Genomic DNA, 15,064 nt, shown 5'->3' with positions numbered 1-15,064 from the left:
CCGGGTTATGTATGGTTCGGTAGGACCGGACTTGTCCGGGAAGGCGTCGGGCTACCGAGGAAGATCTTCAGCGTTTGCACCGGCCTCTTCGGGACAAGTCCCCTCCTACCGAGTTAGGTATCGTTCGGTAGGACCGGACTTGTCCGGGAAGGCGTCGGGTCTGCCAAGAAAGTTCTTCAGCGTTTGCCCCGGCCTCTTCGGGGACAAGTCCCCTCCTACCGGGTTATGTATGGTTCGGTAGGACCGGACTTGTCCGGGAAGGCGTCGGGTCTGCCAAGAAAGTTCTTCAGCGTTTGCCCCGGCCTCAAATGTGTCGACCGGAATTCAGATTCGTGAGCAAGCTCGCTCCCACAATGCCTGTCACCGCGCCTTGGGCGTTGCCACTTTGTCGCGCAGGTAAACCGGCTGGGCGTCGTCGGCGATGATGGCTTCGCCGCGGTGCCAGGCGAAGGTCGCCAGCGTCAGCAGATCCTGAGCATGGGGCAGCATGCTCGCGTCGTGGCCGATCAGCTGCACGGGAATGCGTTCTGCATAGCCCCAGCCGGTGCCCGAGCCGAACCAGTCGCCGCTGGCATCGGCCGGCAATGCCGCCTGCTCCGGCGGCAATACTGCTTCAGCGCCGAGCAAGCGCATTTCGCCCGCCACGTCGTGATAGCAACCCCAATACACCTCATCCATGCGCGCGTCGATTGCCGATGCAACCTGATGGGCGCCATGTTCGCGCAATGCCCGCTGCGCCAGCACCGCCAGATTGGAAACTGGCAGCACCGGCCGCTCCAGGGCAAAAGCCAGGCCTTGAACCACGCCAATAGCGATGCGTACGCCGGTGAAAGCGCCCGGCCCACGACCGAAGGCAATGGCGTCCAGCGCTGACAGGCCGATGCCCGCCTCCGCCAGCAAGGTCTTGATCATCGGCAACAGACGCTGGGCATGCAGGCGCGGGATCACCTCGTAGTGGCTCAGCACTTTGCCGTCATGCAGCAAAGCGACCGAGCAGGCTTCAGTGGCGGTGTCCAGGGCCAGCAAGGTGGTCATCGGTGTATCCGTCGTGGGGAAAAAAGTGGCGCATTATAAACGACAAACGGCCCGCAAGCGGGCCGTTGTTGACTGAAGGACTCGATCAGCTCAGCGCTGCGAGCACCTTGGCAGTGATCTCTTCGACAGAACCGACGCCTTCGATATGGCTGCACTTGGGCTTGCCATTCTTGGTTTCGAGATTGTTATAGAAATCCACCAGCGGTTTGGTCTGCGCGTGGTAGACGGCCAGACGATGGCGCACGGTTTCTTCAACATCATCCTTGCGTTGCAGCAAAGGCTCGCCGGTGACGTCATCGATGCCTTCGACTTTCGGCGGATTGAAGATCGTGTGGTAAATGCGACCCGAACCTTCGTGAACGCGGCGACCGGACATGCGCTTGACGATTTCTTCGTCATCCACGGCGATTTCCAGCACGTTGTCGATTTCCAGACCGGCGGCCAGCAAGGCTTCAGCCTGCGGAATGGTGCGTGGGAAACCGTCGAACAGGACGCCGTTGGCGCAATCGGGTTCGGACAGGCGATCCTTGATCAGGCCGATGATCAGGTCATCGGAAACCAGACCGCCGCTGTCCATCACGCTTTTGGCCTTCAAGCCCAGCTCAGTGCCAGCCTTGACCGCTGCGCGCAACATGTCGCCTGTCGAAATTTGCGGGATGCCGAATTTTTCGGTGATGAATTTTGCCTGAGTACCTTTACCGGCCCCGGGAGCTCCCAGCAGAATTACGCGCATCGATGTGCTCCTCAAAATTTTTATATGCAATCGTCGGATTCGCCACTACAGGACCAATCTCTAAATAAGGTTTAAAGCCGAAGAATGGCCAAAGGCTGATCAAGATACACAGCCGACACAGGCGGCACAAGCCGCCGAAAGTCGCAGTAACCCTAGTCCTGATGGCGGTTGTAAAAGGCTGCACCGGCGAGTTCAGCGGCGTGCAACTGCTGCCTTGCAGCGCTTTGGCGAGGCGGGCTGCACAGGCAATCGCCGACAGCCCGCTCGACCGTGACGTCAGCCGGTGTTGCGCAAACCTGCCGCAATACCCGCTACAGACACCAGCAGCGCCTGCTCCAGGGGACTGTCCAGACTTGCCTCGCGGCTACGGGATCGGGCGAGCAGTTCGGCTTGCAGCAAGTGCAACGGGTCCAGATAGGTATTGCGCAGGCTGATGAATTCCAGGGTCGCCGGGCTATGTGCCAGCAGTTGGGACTGCCCGGTCAGACCGAGCACCACAGCGCAGGCCTGCGACAATAGGTCGCGTAAATGCGTACCTAAATGTTGCAGCTCGGGCGCCACCAGACGCTCATCGTATAAACGGGCGATGTCGCTGTCGGCTTTAGCCAGCACCATCTCCAGCATGTCGATGCGGGTCCGGAAGAATGGCCATTGCTCGCGCATTTGCGCCAACACCTCACCTTCGCCACGTTCCAGCGCCTTGCTCAGCGCTGATTCCCAGCCCAGCCAGGCCGGCAGCATCAGGCGCGTCTGGGTCCAGGCGAAAATCCACGGGATCGCCCGCAAGCTTTCCACGCCACCCGCGCGACGCTTGGCCGGACGGCTGCCCAGCGGCAAACGACCCAGCTCCTGTTCCGGAGTGGCCTGGCTGAAATACTCGACGAACTCGGGATTTTCCCGCACCACAGCGCGGTAGGCTTTGACGCCATCGGCTGCCAGGTGATCCATCATCTTGCGCCAGGCGGGTTCCGGCGGTGGTGGCGGTTGCAATGTCGCTTCCAGCACGGCGGCCAGGTACAGGTTGAGGTTCTGCTCGGCGATCCCCGGCAGGCCGAACTTGAAGCGAATCATCTCGCCTTGCTCGGTGGTGCGGAAGCGACCGGCGACCGAGCCCGGTGGCTGGGACAGAATCGCCGCATGTGCCGGACCGCCGCCGCGTCCAACCGTGCCGCCACGGCCATGGAACAGCAGCAATTCGACTTGTTGCTCGCGGCAGATATCCACCAGCTTTTCCTGCGCCCGATACTGCGCCCAGGCCGATGCGGTGGTGCCGGCGTCCTTGGCGGAGTCGGAATAGCCGATCATCACTTCCTGCGGCCCATGCAGCCGCGCGCGATAGCCCGGCAGGCTGAGCAATTGCTCAATCACCGGCCCGGCGTTATCCAGATCCGCAAGGGTTTCGAACAGCGGCACCACGCGCATCGGCCGTTGCAGCCCGGCTTCCTTGAGCAGCAACTGCACAGCGAGCACGTCCGACGCGGCGCCAGCCATGGAAATCACGTACGAGCCGAGCGATGCCGCAGGCGCCGCCGCCACTTCGCGGCAGGTGGCGAGGACTTCGGCGGTGTCTGCAGCAGGCTTGAAATGGCTGGGCAACAATGGCCGACGGTTATTCAGCTCGCGCAGCAGGAAATCGACGCGCGCGGATTCATCCCACTGTTCATAGCGGCCCAGACCGAGATAATCGGTGATCTCGGTCATGGCGGCGCTGTGTCGGCTGGAGTCCTGACGCACGTCCAGCCGCACCAGGAACAAACCGAAGGTGACGGCGCGGCGCAGGCAATCGAGCAACGGGCCGTCAGCGATCACGCCCATGCCGCATTCGTGCAGCGATTGAAAACACAGCAGCAACGGGTCGAGCAGATCACGGTTGTCGCTCAGCACGCTATCCGGCATCGGCTGGGTAACGGTCAGCGATGCGTGCGCCCAATTGCGCGTCGCACGCAGACGTTCACGCAGTTGTTTGAGCACCGCACGATAAGGTTCGGCATTGTCTCCGGCATGGGCTTGCAGCGCAGCGCTGGCCTGCTGCATGGAAAGCTCCGCCGCCAGTTGATCGACGTCGCGCAGGTACAGATCCGCCGCCATCCAACGCGCCAGCAGCAGCACTTCGCGGGTTACGGCCGCCGTGACATTGGGGTTGCCGTCACGGTCGCCGCCCATCCATGACGCGAAGCGGATCGGTGCGGCTTCCAGCGGCAGATGCAGGCCGGTTGCGGCGTGCAACGCATGATCGGCCTTGCGCAGATAATCCGGCACGGCTTGCCACAACGAATGCTCGATGACCGCAAAGCCCCACTTGGCTTCGTCCACCGGAGTTGGCCGGGTGCGACGAATCTCTTCGGTGTGCCAGGCTTCGGCGATCAAGCGTTGCAGGCGCGAGGTGATCTGCTCGCGCTCGTCGCTACTGAGGTCGCGGTGATCCAGCGCCGCCAGTTGCGCGGCGATGGCGTCGTACTTCTGGATCAGTGTGCGGCGCGCAACTTCGGTCGGGTGCGCAGTGAGGACCAGTTCGATTTCCAGCTTGCCCAGTTGCCGCGCCAACGCTTCCGGAGAATGCCCCGCGTCCTTCAAACGGTCGAGCAACTCGGGCAGGACCCGGGATTCAAAGGGTTGCGGCTGGGCATCATCGCGACGGCGAATCAGCTGATATTGCTCGGCGATGTTGGCCAGGTTGAGGAACTGATTGAAGGCCCGTGCGACTGGCAGCAGCTCATCTTCCTCCAGCGCATTTACGCTGGAACTCAGCTGCTCGGCACCCGCTGCGGAGCCCCGTCGGCCAGCCTTGGCGCCTTTGCGAATGCGTTCGATCGTATCGAGAAACTCCGCGCCACGTTGCTCGCGGATGGTGTTGCCCAACAGCTCACCCAACAGGTGAACGTCCTCACGCAAACGTGCATCGATATCAGCCATCGTTCCCTCTCCCAGCGTTTTTATAGGGGCGCTGTCCAGTTCGTAACCTTCACTACCGAACCAGCGTGCAGAAATCTGATCTACCAACAGTGCACCAAAACCCTGCGGTTCGACAAACCCTTGGCATCCGGCGACCGTTTGCCAGGACTCAAGCTAATCTCAGTAACGGGCTGTTTGATTGGCTCGTTATTCGATCAAGCCCGCCAGAGCGGGCCAATAAAGGGGTATCTATGAAAATCCGTGAGCTCGCCAACCACTGGGAACAGAATGCCAAAGGCCGCCTGACTAAGACCAGCTATGCGATTCACCTGGATGTGGAATCCGCCGCACGGTTGGCAGCGTTGACCGAGATGTACCCCAAGCGCCATCCCGAAGAGCTTCTGGGTGAGCTGATCGGCGCGGCGCTGGAAGAGCTGGAAACCAGCTTCCCCTACGTCAAGGGCCAGCATGTGGTGGCGACCGATGAAGAAGGCGATCCGCTGTACGAAGATGTCGGCCCCACGCCGCGCTTCCTCGACTTGTCGCGACGCCATCTGCACGCACTTTCCGAACAGCAGGATGCTGAGCAATCTTGATTTCGCTGGGAATATCTTCCGCGTCTTACTTGCTTAGGGCTCTGCAATGCAGCCTATGGCGGTGTTGCCGGGTGCCTGACAAACGACGTCAGTTTTCAGACGCAGGTTAAAAAAACATGAACTATTCAAAAACTGCACAGGTCCGAGCCCATAGCCATTACAGAAAAGCCTACGGATAGCAGATGGCACTGCCGCTGCTACCTCGCTCGCTTCAGCCCTGAGCATGACTGTCATGGAAACCAAAGTTTTCAGGAGATAAACAATGGAATCGCACACCATGAACACCCTTACTGCCAAGTCCAAGTTCAAAGGTTTGAAACTGGCCGCACTGGCCATCGGCGCCAGCTTCGTGCTGGCCGGTTGCGCAGGCAATCCGCCGAGCGAGCAGTACGCAGTCACTCAGTCGGCCGTTAACAGCGCAGTCAGCGCCGGCGGCACCGAGTACGCAGCGGTAGAAATGAAGTCGGCTCAGGACAAGCTCAAGCAAGCAGAGCTCGCCATGCAGGAGCAGAAGTACGACGAAGCACGTCGTCTGGCTGAGCAGGCCGAATGGGATGCACGCGTAGCCGAGCGCAAGGCTCAGGCCGCCAAGGCTGAAAAAGCCGTGCAGGATGCCCGCCAGGGCGTCAACGAACTACGTGAAGAAGGCATGCGCCAGGTGCAACCGGCACCGGCGCAATAACACCTGCTTTTCATGCATTTCGAATTCGATTTAAAGGACGAGACTACTATGCGCAAACAATTGATGATCCCTGCCCTGCTGGCCATGAGCGTCGCTCTTGCTGCTTGCTCCACGCCGCCTAACCCTAATCTGGAATCGGCGCGTACCAATTTCTCCGCGCTGCAAAGCAACCCGAAAGCCACCCAAGTCGCCGCCCTTGAAACCAAGGATGCCAGCGACTGGCTGAACAAGGCTGACGCGGCTTATCGCGCCAAGGAAAACGAGAAGAAAGTCGATCAACTGGCTTACCTGACCAACCAGCGTGTCGAGCTCGCCAAGCAGACCATCAACCTGCGTACCGCTGAAGAAAATCTGAAAGGTGCAGCCGCGGCCCGCGCCCAGGCTCGTCTGGATGCCCGTGACGCACAGATCAAGGCGCTGCAAAGCAGCCTGAACGCCAAGCAGACCGAGCGCGGTACGCTGGTGACCTTCGGCGACGTGCTGTTCGACCTGAACAAGGCCGAGCTGAAATCCAGCGGCCTGACCAACGTCAGCCAACTGGCCAAGTTCCTGCAGGACAACCCGGACCGTAAAGTGATTGTCGAAGGCTACACCGACAGCTCGGGTTCGGCTTCGTATAACCAGTCGCTGTCCGAGCGCCGCGCCGGTTCGGTGCGTAATGCTTTGGTGCAGATGGGCGTTGATCCAGCGCGCATCGTCGCTCAGGGTTACGGTAAGGAATACCCGGTTGCCGACAACACCAGCAACTCGGGCCGCGCCCAGAACCGTCGTGTGGAAGTGACCATCTCCAACGACAACCAGCCGGTAGCACCGCGTTCGTCGATGCACTAAAACGCTGAAGCAACACCGAAAAAGCCCGGCCTGTGTTCACAGGCCGGGCTTTTTTTTGTCCGTTGTGGATGTTCTTCGCGGGCTAGCCTCGCTCTAATGGGTAGTGGATGTTCAAGGCTGCAACTGCTGCGGTGTTTCCTCGCCGGCGCAACGTACGGCCTGTTTCTTTTCGTTGATCAGCACGCCGGACAGTCCTTTTTGCGCGGTATCGAACAGCACCAGCACACCATCGATGCACTGCGCCACTTCGGTGGCCGGGGTGACGGATATCTTGTAATCCTCGCCCGGCACGGTCTTGAGCATCGTGAACTGATTGAGCAGCAAGGCATCTTCAGGTTTGGCGAAATGCAGATAGCCGTAGTACCAGAGGGTGCCGACCGTACCCAGGATGCAGCAGATTCCGGTGATGATCAGCGGGATGGCGTTACGTTCTTCGTTCATTGCGTTTTCTCGGATTCAGCAGTTTTTGGATTCGATGTAGCAGCGGGATAATTCGGCACTTCGGCCAGGCGCCGCAGGCCGTTGAAGTGCAGCGGGTCGTCCAGATAGCGCAGCATGACCGCGCGCCACGTTGGATCTGCAAATGTCTGCACATGACCGCCACGGGTCAGTTGCAGCACACGCGGCGGTGGCGCGGCCTGATACAGGCTGATGCCGTTGGCCAGCGGCACGAGGGTGTCGTCCATGCTCTGGAAAATCAGCATCGGCGTGCCGACCAGTTGCGGCAAGCCATTGATGGCGCTGTCAGCATCGGGAATCAGCCACGACAAAGGGGTTTGCAGCGGCCAGGTCAACCACGAGGTGCCCAAGGTGTAGCGCGCGACCTGCCGGTAGCTCGCGGGTGTGCCGTCCAGCACCAGCGCCTTGAGCCTGGCGCGTTGCGCGGGGTGTTCGGCCAGATAATGTACGCCCAGCGCACCGCCAATACTTTGCCCGAGCACGACCATCGGTTTGCCCTGGACCTCAGGGGCCTGGTCAAGCCAGGCAAACGCGGCGTCGATATCTTGATAGATGGCTGGCAAGCCCGGTTGTCCTTCAGACAGCCCATAACCACGATAATCCAGCAGCAACACTTGATAACCCTGCTCCGGAAGCCACCAACTGCCGCCCAGATGCCAGGCCAGATTCCCACCGTTGCCGTGCAGATGCAGCACCGTGCCTTTGACCGGGACGCCTTCCTTGGCTGGCAGCCACCAAGCGTGCAAGCGCGTGCCATCGGCGGCGGTCAGGGTGACGTCGCGAAATTGCAGATGGGCCTTTTCCGGAGTGAACGGCAGACCGGGCTCCGGGTAGAAGAGCATGGAGCTGCAGCCGGAAAGAGTGAGCAGCAGCGCAAGGGTGGTCAGCAGCTTCAAGCGGGATTCCTTTTGCCTGTTGGAGCGAGGCTTGCCCGCGAAGGCGATTTCTCTCGCTCAGATTTTTTGCGAATCTGCCGACCTCTTCGCGGGCAAGCCTCGCTCCAACGGATTCAATCCCCCTACAAAATATTCGAATAATCCGCTTCGATCCGGTCCAGGCTCAGGTGGTTGAGGAAGTTCGAGAAACACATCCAGGCCGACAGGGCATTCATGTCGCGAAACTGTTCGGGCAGGTATTTCGGCGGTACCACCAGCCCTTCATCGACCAATTGACGCATCGTGCGCATGTCTTCGAGGGTGGTCTTGCCGCAGAACAGCAGCGGCACTTGTTCCAGCTTGCCTTTGCGGACCGCCAGCTGAATATAGTTGTAAACCATGATGAAGCCCTTGAGGTAGGACAAGTCTTTGGTAAATGGCAGACCATTGGGCACCGATCCCCGGAAAACCCGACTGGCATTGCCGTAGCTTTCCGACATGCCGAAGCCCTGCTCGCGGTAGAACTCGAAGACTTGCAGGAAGTCGGCGCCCTCCTCGGCCATATGAATCGCGCGAGTGCGGTTGGTCAGCTTGCGCAGGCGGCTCGGATAGGACGCAAAGGCGATGACTTCCATGAGAATCGCCAGGCCTTCCTGAGTCACGGTCGACGACGGCGGGCCCTTGGACAGAAAGGTGCAGATCGGCTGATTCTGGCCATTGAGCGTGGTGCCGACATGCACCAGCCCTTCGTGAACTTCCAGGGCGCGCACGTCACGTTCGTTGAACATCGCATCAGCGCGGATTTTGATGTAATCGGCACCTGCGGCGGCATCGGCGACGATGCCATCGGACTCGAACACCCGGATGGTTTCCTCGGCTTCGCCGAACACCTTGTTCAGGCGGCTTTGCAGCATCGCCACGGCGTCCTTGGCGGTGAGGGTCTTGGCTTCATCCTTGAGATCGCCACGACCGGCGATGTTGTTCAGGTAATCCGAGAGCATCAGGCCCAGGTCGGACAGCGTCGGGTCGCCCGCATGAAATGCATCCGAGGCCGCGCCGTAGAGCTCTTGGGAGATCAAGCCAAAGTCCGGTGTGCCCCGCGCTTCGAGCATGCGGATCACCATGCGGTATTCCTTGCACATGCGCCGCATGATCTGCCCCACCGGGTTGAACTGACCCAGCTGTCGGGTGAGGTCGCGCTCGATGTTCTGGAACTCCAGTTTGACGGCACCAGAGTCAAAACCCAGAGGTCGATTTTCGTAGTAGGCGCGATCCACGGCGGGCATGGCCTTACCTTTGGCGGCGAGGAAATCCTTGCGCACGGTGTCATCCCACTTCACCGCATCCAGAACACGGATCGGCGTTTGCGCCAAAACGATCCGATCCGACAACGTACGAATAGTCTGCTGGTACTCGTCCACCCCTTGCTCCTTCGTTGGTCAGGCCTTGGTTGGTTGGGCGTGTAGCCCTACTTGGGTAGGCGCTGGTACCGCGCCACCTCAAGGAAAACATCTGAGTTGGCAGGATCGTCAAGGTACACGAACACGGTTTCAAGCGGGCTGGTGATCAATACACCTTCGCCTTTCTCGGTTTCCATCGTCTGCCCGTCGAGCAACTTTTGCTCGGTCCACTGCCTGACGTGATCCAGATCCAGGTTGTAGACCACCAGTTCATCGCTTTCCGTCAATTCAAACCCGGCAATCACGAAATTAGACCCGTATTTCTCCGGCAGACCCGCCGACAGGTACCAGCGACTGCCGTGTCGAGCCACGGTAAACGCGTATTCATCGCGGTTCTTGCGATCACCTTTACGATAGCTGGTTGCCTTGTATTCATTGTTGCCGGCGCGTTTGATCTCCAGCTCAAGGGGTTCGCCCCAGGCGTTCTTGCTTGTCCAGGTCCCCAGCAACTGCGATGGCGCGGCGTCATGAGCAGGGATAGGGTCCTTGAAGGTCACCAGACAGCCGCTGAGCAGCAGGAACGACAAAACTATGACCAGACGCCAGGCTTTCATGGGGGGCTCCCGAAAGGGCATGTCACTCGCCAGCAGGATTCGCTGTGCCCAGCACCAGATGCATCTGGCGAGTAAGAATACCGAGGTTTTCCTTGTCCGCGTCGGGCTGCGGGCCGTGCAATAGAGCCTGATATTCCATCCGGCACATTACCCCCGTCAACACTTGAGCGTCTTGAAGTGGTTGCGCCGAACCCATGACCTGCAAAAACTGACAGGTGCCTTGCAGCAGAATTTCCTGATGCGCGCTGACCAGACGCGCCAGACGCGGGTTGATCAAGGCTTCGTGGTGGAAGGCATGCTCGGCAATCAGAAAATCGCGCCGCGTCAGCAACTGGTGACGAATGTACTCCATGGCCATGCCGGCGATTTCATCAGCCAGACGCGAACGCGCGGCGGCCGAGCCATCGTTGCGGGCAAGCATGTCGCGCAGCACGACTTCAGTGTTTTCCCAGAGTCTGGCCATATACGCGGCGCTGCGCTCGACGTATTGCGAGAAGGCATCGGTGAGCAGGTCATCGATGTCCTTGAAATAGTAGGTGGTCGCCGAGAGCGGCACGCTGGCTTCGGCTGCAACCGCCCGGTGCCGCACCCCACGCACGCCATCGCGGACCACAATGCGCATGGCCGCATCAAGAATCTGCTGGCGGCGCTGCTCGCTGCCCTCGCGGCTTGCCTTGCGGCCGCGATACTCGACACTTTTCGCCACGGCAGTGGCGGCTCCTGCAGCTCCATTTTGCGCGATAGAACGGGTCACTACGGGGATTCCTTTGATAAATATATCCGCGGCCAGACGCGGACTCTGTTGGAGCGAGCAGCGTTCCGACTTGCCTGCGAATCGGCCGTAAGAGCGACCGTAGGAGCGACTTTAGTCGCGAGAGCGCCAATTGCCCTCCCGGCTAAAGCCGGTCCTACAGCAAGCCTCGCTCCAACGAGATCGCGGTTCAACCACCAGCAAGACATAAAAAAGCCGCCCATCCAAGGCGGCCTGTTTTCACGTCACTTACGCTTGTGGGCGCATGTGCGGGAAGAGGATCACGTCGCGGATCGACGGGGCGTTGGTGAGTAGCATCACCAACCGGTCGATGCCGATACCTTCACCGGCGGTTGGCGGCATGCCGTACTCCAGAGCGCGAACGAAGTCAGCGTCGTAATGCATGGCTTCGTCGTCACCGGCGTCCTTGTCAGCCACCTGAGCCATGAAGCGCTCGGCCTGGTCTTCCGCGTCGTTCAACTCGGAATAGGCGTTGGCGATTTCACGGCCACCGATGAACAGCTCGAAGCGGTCAGTGACATTCGGGTTGTCGTCGTTGCGGCGCGCCAGCGGCGACACTTCGAACGGGTACTGAGTGATGAAGTGCGGCTGCTCAAGCTTGTGCTCGACCAGCTCTTCGAAAATCATCACCTGCAATTTACCCAGGCCTTCGAAACCCAGCACCTTGGCGCCAGCTTTCTTGGCGATGGCCCGCGCCTTGTCGATGTCTTCGAGATCGGCAGCGGTCAGTTCCGGGTTGTATTTCAGGATCGAATCGAACACCGACAGGCGCACAAAAGGTTCGCCGAAATGGAACACCTTGTCGCCGTAAGGCACGTCGGTGCTGCCCAGAACCAGCTGCGCCAGTTCGCGGAACAGTTCCTCGGTGAGGTCCATGTTGTCTTCGTAGTCCGCGTATGCCTGATAGAACTCAAGCATCGTGAACTCGGGGTTGTGACGGGTCGAAACGCCTTCGTTACGGAAGTTGCGGTTGATCTCGAAGACTTTCTCGAAGCCACCGACAACCAGACGCTTGAGGTACAGCTCAGGCGCAATGCGCAGGAACATGTCCATGTCCAGCGCGTTGTGGTGAGTCTCGAACGGCTTGGCGGCTGCGCCACCTGGAATGGTCTGCAACATCGGCGTTTCGACTTCGAGGAAGTCGCGCTTCATCAGGAAGCTGCGGATGTGCGCGATGACTTGCGAGCGCACGCGGAACGTCTGACGCACATCGTCATTGACGATCAGGTCGACATAACGCTGGCGATAGCGGGTTTCGGTGTCGGTCAGGCCGTGGTGCTTGTCCGGCAGCGGACGCAGCGACTTGGTCAGCAGGCGCACGTTGGTCATTTCGACATACAGGTCGCCCTTGCCGGAACGCGCCAGGGTGCCTTCGGCAGCAATGATGTCGCCCAGGTCCCAGGTCTTGACGGCGGCCAGGGTTTCTTCCGAAAGCGTCTTGCGGTTGACGTAAACCTGGATGCGCCCGGACATGTCCTGGATCACCATGAACGAACCGCGATTGAGCATGAGACGACCGGCAACCTTGACCGGGATCGCCGCTTCAGCCAGTTCTTCCTTGGTCTTGTCGACGTATTGCTTCTGCAGGTCTTCACAATAGCTGTCACGGCGGAAGTCGTTCGGGAAGGCCTGACCCTTGGCGCGCTCGGCAGCAAGCTTTTCCTTGCGCAGGGCGATCAGGGTGTTTTCTTCCTGTTGCAGGGCTTGCGGGTCGAGTTGTTGGTCGCTCATGTCTTTAGATATTCCATCACAGGTTCGTTGTCCCCCGCCTTCGGCAGGGGATCGCGGGCAAGCCACGCGCCGGAAATCCGGGGTGGCTGCGCGTATTTACAGCCCTTGCTTGAGGCTTGCGATCAGGTATTCGTCGATATCGCCGTCGAGCACCTTGTCGCAGTCGCTGCGTTCGATGTTGGTGCGCAGATCCTTGATCCGCGAGGCATCGAGCACGTACGAGCGGATCTGGTGACCCCAGCCAATGTCGGACTTGGTGTCTTCCACGGCCTGGGAAGCGGCATTGCGCTTCTGGATTTCCTGTTCGTACAGACGCGCCCGCAACATCTTCATCGCGGTGTCTTTGTTGGCGTGCTGGGAACGTTCGTTCTGGCAGCAGACCACGGTGTTGGTCGGAACGTGGGTGATACGTACCGCCGAGTCGGTGGTGTTTACGTGCTGACCACCAGCGCCCGAGGAGCGGTAGGTGTCGATGCGCAGGTCCGACGGATTGATGTCGATTTCGATGTTGTCATCGATTTCCGGCGAAACGAACACGGCCGAGAACGAGGTGTGGCGACGGTTGCCGGAGTCGAATGGGCTTTTACGCACCAGGCGGTGCACGCCGATTTCGGTCTTCAGCCAGCCAAAGGCGTATTCGCCCTTGATGTGGACCGTGGCGCCCTTGATGCCGGCGACTTCACCAGCCGACAGCTCCATGATGATCGCTTCGAAGCCGCGCTTGTCAGCCCAGCGCAGGTACATGCGCAGCAGGATGTTGGCCCAGTCCTGCGCCTCGGTCCCGCCGGAACCGGCCTGGATGTCCAGGTAAGCGTTGTTCGCATCCATGTCGCCGCTGAACATGCGGCGGAATTCCAGCTTCTCCAGTGACTCGCGCAGACGCTCGACTTCAGCGGCAACGTCATCGACGGCGGCCTGGTCTTCTTCTTCGGCGGACATCAGCAGCAGGTCTTTGGCATCGACCAGCCCGGTGGACATTTCGTCCAGGGTGTCGACGATCTGCGAGAGCAAGGCGCGCTCGCGGCCCAGGCTCTGGGCGTATTCGGGTTTGTTCCAGACGTTAGGATCTTCGAGCTCGCGGTTTACTTCGGTCAGACGATCATGTTTGTGATCGTAGTCAAAGATACCCCCGAATGGTTTCGGAGCGCTCGGACAGGTCCTTGATGCTGTTTAGGATCGGGTTGATTTCCATGGTAGGCAGCACTCGCAGGCGAAATTTTCAAAGCCGACGAGTATACACCGCTGCGTGCCGGGAGGGCAGTCCGTTGGGCAGAGCCAGCCATTAAAGAGCCGATAGATATCCGTGGGAGCGAGCTTGCTCGCGAAGAGGCAGGTAGATCCAAAGCATTTTCAGCGTCTGACCCATCGTCTTCGCGAGCAAGCTCGGCTCCAACTGTTTTTTTTACCCCACCGAAACCTGATTGCGCCCATTGTGCTTGGCGGCATAGAGGCCTTTGTCGGCGTTCTGAATCAATTGCCGGCTGTTGCTGCCCACCGGCGGGACCATGGTCGCGACGCCGATGCTCACGGTCAGGCTCGAACCCGGCGCCGGGGCGATGTGCGGGATGTTCATGCCGGCGACGGTCATGCGCAGTTTTTCGGCAAGCAAGCGCGCGCCGCCGGGCGAGGTGTTGGGCAACACCAGGGCGAATTCTTCGCCACCGTAACGCGCCGGCAGGTCCGACGGGCGTGCGCAGCTGGCGCGAATCGCCTTGGCGACCTGACGCAGCGCCTCGTCGCCTTCCAGGTGCCCGAAGTTATCGTTGTAGGCCTTGAAGAAGTCCACATCGATCATCATCAGCGACAACTGCGACTGTTCACGGATCGCGCGACGCCATTCCAGCTCCAGGTATTCATCGAAGTGACGACGATTGGACAACCCGGTCAAGCCGTCGGAGTTCATCAGGCGCTGCAGCACCAGATTGGTGTCGAGCAGCTGTTGCTGGCTGACGCGCAAGGCGCGGTAGGCCTCGTCACGTTGCAGCAGCGTCATGTAGGACCGCGAGTGATAGCGAATGCGCGCCACCAGCTCGATGTTGTCCGGCAGCTTGACCAGATAATCGTTGGCACCTGCGGCGAACGCGGCGCTCTTGATCAGCGGGTCTTCCTTGGTGGAGAGCACGATGATCGGGATGTCCTTGGTCAACGGGTTGTTGCGGTATTCGCGCACCAGCGTCAGGCCGTCCAGCCCCGGCATCACCAGGTCCTGGAGAATCACCGTCGGCTTGATCTGCACGGCCTGGGAGATGGCCTGGTGAGGATCGGCGCAAAAATGAAAATCGATGTTGTCTTCATTGGCCAGCCCGCGACGTACCGCTTCGCCGATCATGGCCTGATCGTCGACCAGCAATACCATTGCAGCGTTTTCATCGGAGGACTTGAAATTGTCCATCTGCAGGTCATTCATTTGGGAACTCCTGAGCACCAGGTGGCAGTGGACTCAA

General features: G+C 60.0%; 14 protein-coding genes. 3 read left to right on the top strand and 11 right to left on the bottom strand.

The features are described 5' to 3' along the window. Nucleotides 1-360: 360 nt before the first annotated feature. The 3 genes from tsaB to ppc form a co-directional block, all read right to left on the bottom strand. Nucleotides 361-1,035, bottom strand: coding sequence for a tRNA (adenosine(37)-N6)-threonylcarbamoyltransferase complex dimerization subunit type 1 TsaB (tsaB, locus tag AFK24_RS19460; RefSeq protein ID WP_065834782.1), 675 nt, complete (start codon nt 1,033-1,035; stop codon nt 361-363). Nucleotides 1,036-1,120: 85 nt separating this feature from the next. Next, the gene (adk, locus tag AFK24_RS19455) at nt 1,121-1,768 is read right to left on the bottom strand and encodes an adenylate kinase (protein ID WP_065834781.1); all 648 of its coding nucleotides are present in this window, start codon (nt 1,766-1,768) and stop codon (nt 1,121-1,123) included. Nucleotides 1,769-2,044: 276 nt separating this feature from the next. Next, nucleotides 2,045-4,681, bottom strand: coding sequence for a phosphoenolpyruvate carboxylase (ppc, locus tag AFK24_RS19450; RefSeq protein ID WP_065834780.1), 2,637 nt, complete (start codon nt 4,679-4,681; stop codon nt 2,045-2,047). A 230-nt stretch (nt 4,682-4,911) separates the two neighbouring features. On the opposite strand from ppc, the gene AFK24_RS19445 reads away from it, so the two are divergent. The 3 genes from AFK24_RS19445 to AFK24_RS19435 all read left to right on the top strand — a co-directional run bounded on the left by AFK24_RS19445 (nt 4,912) and on the right by AFK24_RS19435 (nt 6,769). Continuing rightward, nucleotides 4,912-5,256, top strand: a complete 345-nt coding sequence (locus AFK24_RS19445; protein WP_065834779.1) for a pilin assembly protein — start codon at nt 4,912-4,914, stop codon at nt 5,254-5,256. Nucleotides 5,257-5,518: 262 nt separating this feature from the next. Further along, the gene (locus AFK24_RS19440; protein WP_065834778.1) at nt 5,519-5,938 is read left to right on the top strand and encodes a DUF4398 domain-containing protein; all 420 of its coding nucleotides are present in this window, start codon (nt 5,519-5,521) and stop codon (nt 5,936-5,938) included. Nucleotides 5,939-5,986: 48 nt separating this feature from the next. After that, the gene (locus AFK24_RS19435; protein ID WP_065834777.1) at nt 5,987-6,769 is read left to right on the top strand and encodes an OmpA family protein; all 783 of its coding nucleotides are present in this window, start codon (nt 5,987-5,989) and stop codon (nt 6,767-6,769) included. Between the two features lie 111 nt (nt 6,770-6,880). Here AFK24_RS19435 and AFK24_RS19430 read toward each other — a convergent pair whose 3' ends face one another. The 8 genes from AFK24_RS19430 to AFK24_RS19395 form a co-directional block, all read right to left on the bottom strand. Beyond that, entirely contained in the window at nt 6,881-7,210 is a 330-nt protein-coding gene (locus AFK24_RS19430; protein WP_065834776.1) for a hypothetical protein, read from the bottom strand. Then, nucleotides 7,207-8,070 carry an alpha/beta hydrolase gene (locus AFK24_RS19425; protein ID WP_430962170.1) on the bottom strand — a complete coding sequence of 288 codons (864 nt, stop codon included), beginning with the start codon at nt 8,068-8,070 and terminating at the stop codon, nt 7,207-7,209. Before AFK24_RS19425 ends, AFK24_RS19430 begins: the two co-directional genes overlap by 4 nt. Before the next feature lie 176 nt (nt 8,071-8,246). Then, nucleotides 8,247-9,524 (bottom strand): flavohemoglobin expression-modulating QEGLA motif protein, encoded by a 1,278-nt coding sequence (locus AFK24_RS19420; protein ID WP_065834774.1) that lies wholly within the window; start codon nt 9,522-9,524, stop codon nt 8,247-8,249. A gap of 47 nt (nt 9,525-9,571) precedes the next feature. After that, on the bottom strand, nt 9,572-10,117 hold the full coding sequence (locus tag AFK24_RS19415) for a hypothetical protein (protein ID WP_065834773.1): 546 nt from the start codon (nt 10,115-10,117) through the stop codon (nt 9,572-9,574). Nucleotides 10,118-10,139: 22 nt separating this feature from the next. Further along, nucleotides 10,140-10,871, bottom strand: coding sequence for a TetR/AcrR family transcriptional regulator (locus tag AFK24_RS19410; protein WP_065834772.1), 732 nt, complete (start codon nt 10,869-10,871; stop codon nt 10,140-10,142). Between the two features lie 246 nt (nt 10,872-11,117). Then, nucleotides 11,118-12,620 carry a lysine--tRNA ligase gene (gene lysS, locus AFK24_RS19405; protein WP_065834771.1) on the bottom strand — a complete coding sequence of 501 codons (1,503 nt, stop codon included), beginning with the start codon at nt 12,618-12,620 and terminating at the stop codon, nt 11,118-11,120. Nucleotides 12,621-12,716: 96 nt separating this feature from the next. After that, nucleotides 12,717-13,812, bottom strand: a protein-coding gene (prfB, locus tag AFK24_RS19400; RefSeq protein ID WP_139110540.1) for a peptide chain release factor 2 whose coding sequence is annotated in 2 segments (ribosomal slippage) — nt 12,717-13,739 and nt 13,741-13,812 — 1,095 coding nt in all. Because the reading frame shifts where the segments join, the coding sequence is not laid out codon by codon here. A 210-nt stretch (nt 13,813-14,022) separates the two neighbouring features. Then, the gene (locus tag AFK24_RS19395) at nt 14,023-15,027 is read right to left on the bottom strand and encodes a response regulator (RefSeq protein ID WP_065834770.1); all 1,005 of its coding nucleotides are present in this window, start codon (nt 15,025-15,027) and stop codon (nt 14,023-14,025) included. Between the last annotated feature and the right edge of the window lie 37 nt (nt 15,028-15,064).

It is taken from the genome of Pseudomonas syringae (assembly GCF_001698815.1).
GTDB lineage: Bacteria > Pseudomonadota > Gammaproteobacteria > Pseudomonadales > Pseudomonadaceae > Aquipseudomonas > Aquipseudomonas syringae_A.
Note: the sequence above shows the minus strand (reverse complement) of the source record. Positions and strands in the feature narration are given on the sequence as shown.

What these genes read in the sequence shown, in the direction of transcription:
- lysS (WP_065834771.1), bottom strand. Translation starts at nt 12,620, where the DNA reads ATGAGCGACCAACAACTCGACCCGCAAGCCCTGCAACAGGAAGAAAAC.
- AFK24_RS19415 (WP_065834773.1), bottom strand. Translation starts at nt 10,117, where the DNA reads ATGAAAGCCTGGCGTCTGGTCATAGTTTTGTCGTTCCTGCTGCTCAGC.
- AFK24_RS19425 (WP_430962170.1), bottom strand. Translation starts at nt 8,070, where the DNA reads ATGCTCTTCTACCCGGAGCCCGGTCTGCCGTTCACTCCGGAAAAGGCC.
- AFK24_RS19430 (WP_065834776.1), bottom strand. Translation starts at nt 7,210, where the DNA reads ATGAACGAAGAACGTAACGCCATCCCGCTGATCATCACCGGAATCTGC.
- AFK24_RS19395 (WP_065834770.1), bottom strand. Translation starts at nt 15,027, where the DNA reads ATGAATGACCTGCAGATGGACAATTTCAAGTCCTCCGATGAAAACGCT.
- AFK24_RS19440 (WP_065834778.1), top strand. Translation starts at nt 5,519, where the DNA reads ATGGAATCGCACACCATGAACACCCTTACTGCCAAGTCCAAGTTCAAA.
- ppc (WP_065834780.1), bottom strand. Translation starts at nt 4,681, where the DNA reads ATGGCTGATATCGATGCACGTTTGCGTGAGGACGTTCACCTGTTGGGT.
- tsaB (WP_065834782.1), bottom strand. Translation starts at nt 1,035, where the DNA reads ATGACCACCTTGCTGGCCCTGGACACCGCCACTGAAGCCTGCTCGGTC.
- AFK24_RS19445 (WP_065834779.1), top strand. Translation starts at nt 4,912, where the DNA reads ATGAAAATCCGTGAGCTCGCCAACCACTGGGAACAGAATGCCAAAGGC.
- AFK24_RS19435 (WP_065834777.1), top strand. Translation starts at nt 5,987, where the DNA reads ATGCGCAAACAATTGATGATCCCTGCCCTGCTGGCCATGAGCGTCGCT.
- adk (WP_065834781.1), bottom strand. Translation starts at nt 1,768, where the DNA reads ATGCGCGTAATTCTGCTGGGAGCTCCCGGGGCCGGTAAAGGTACTCAG.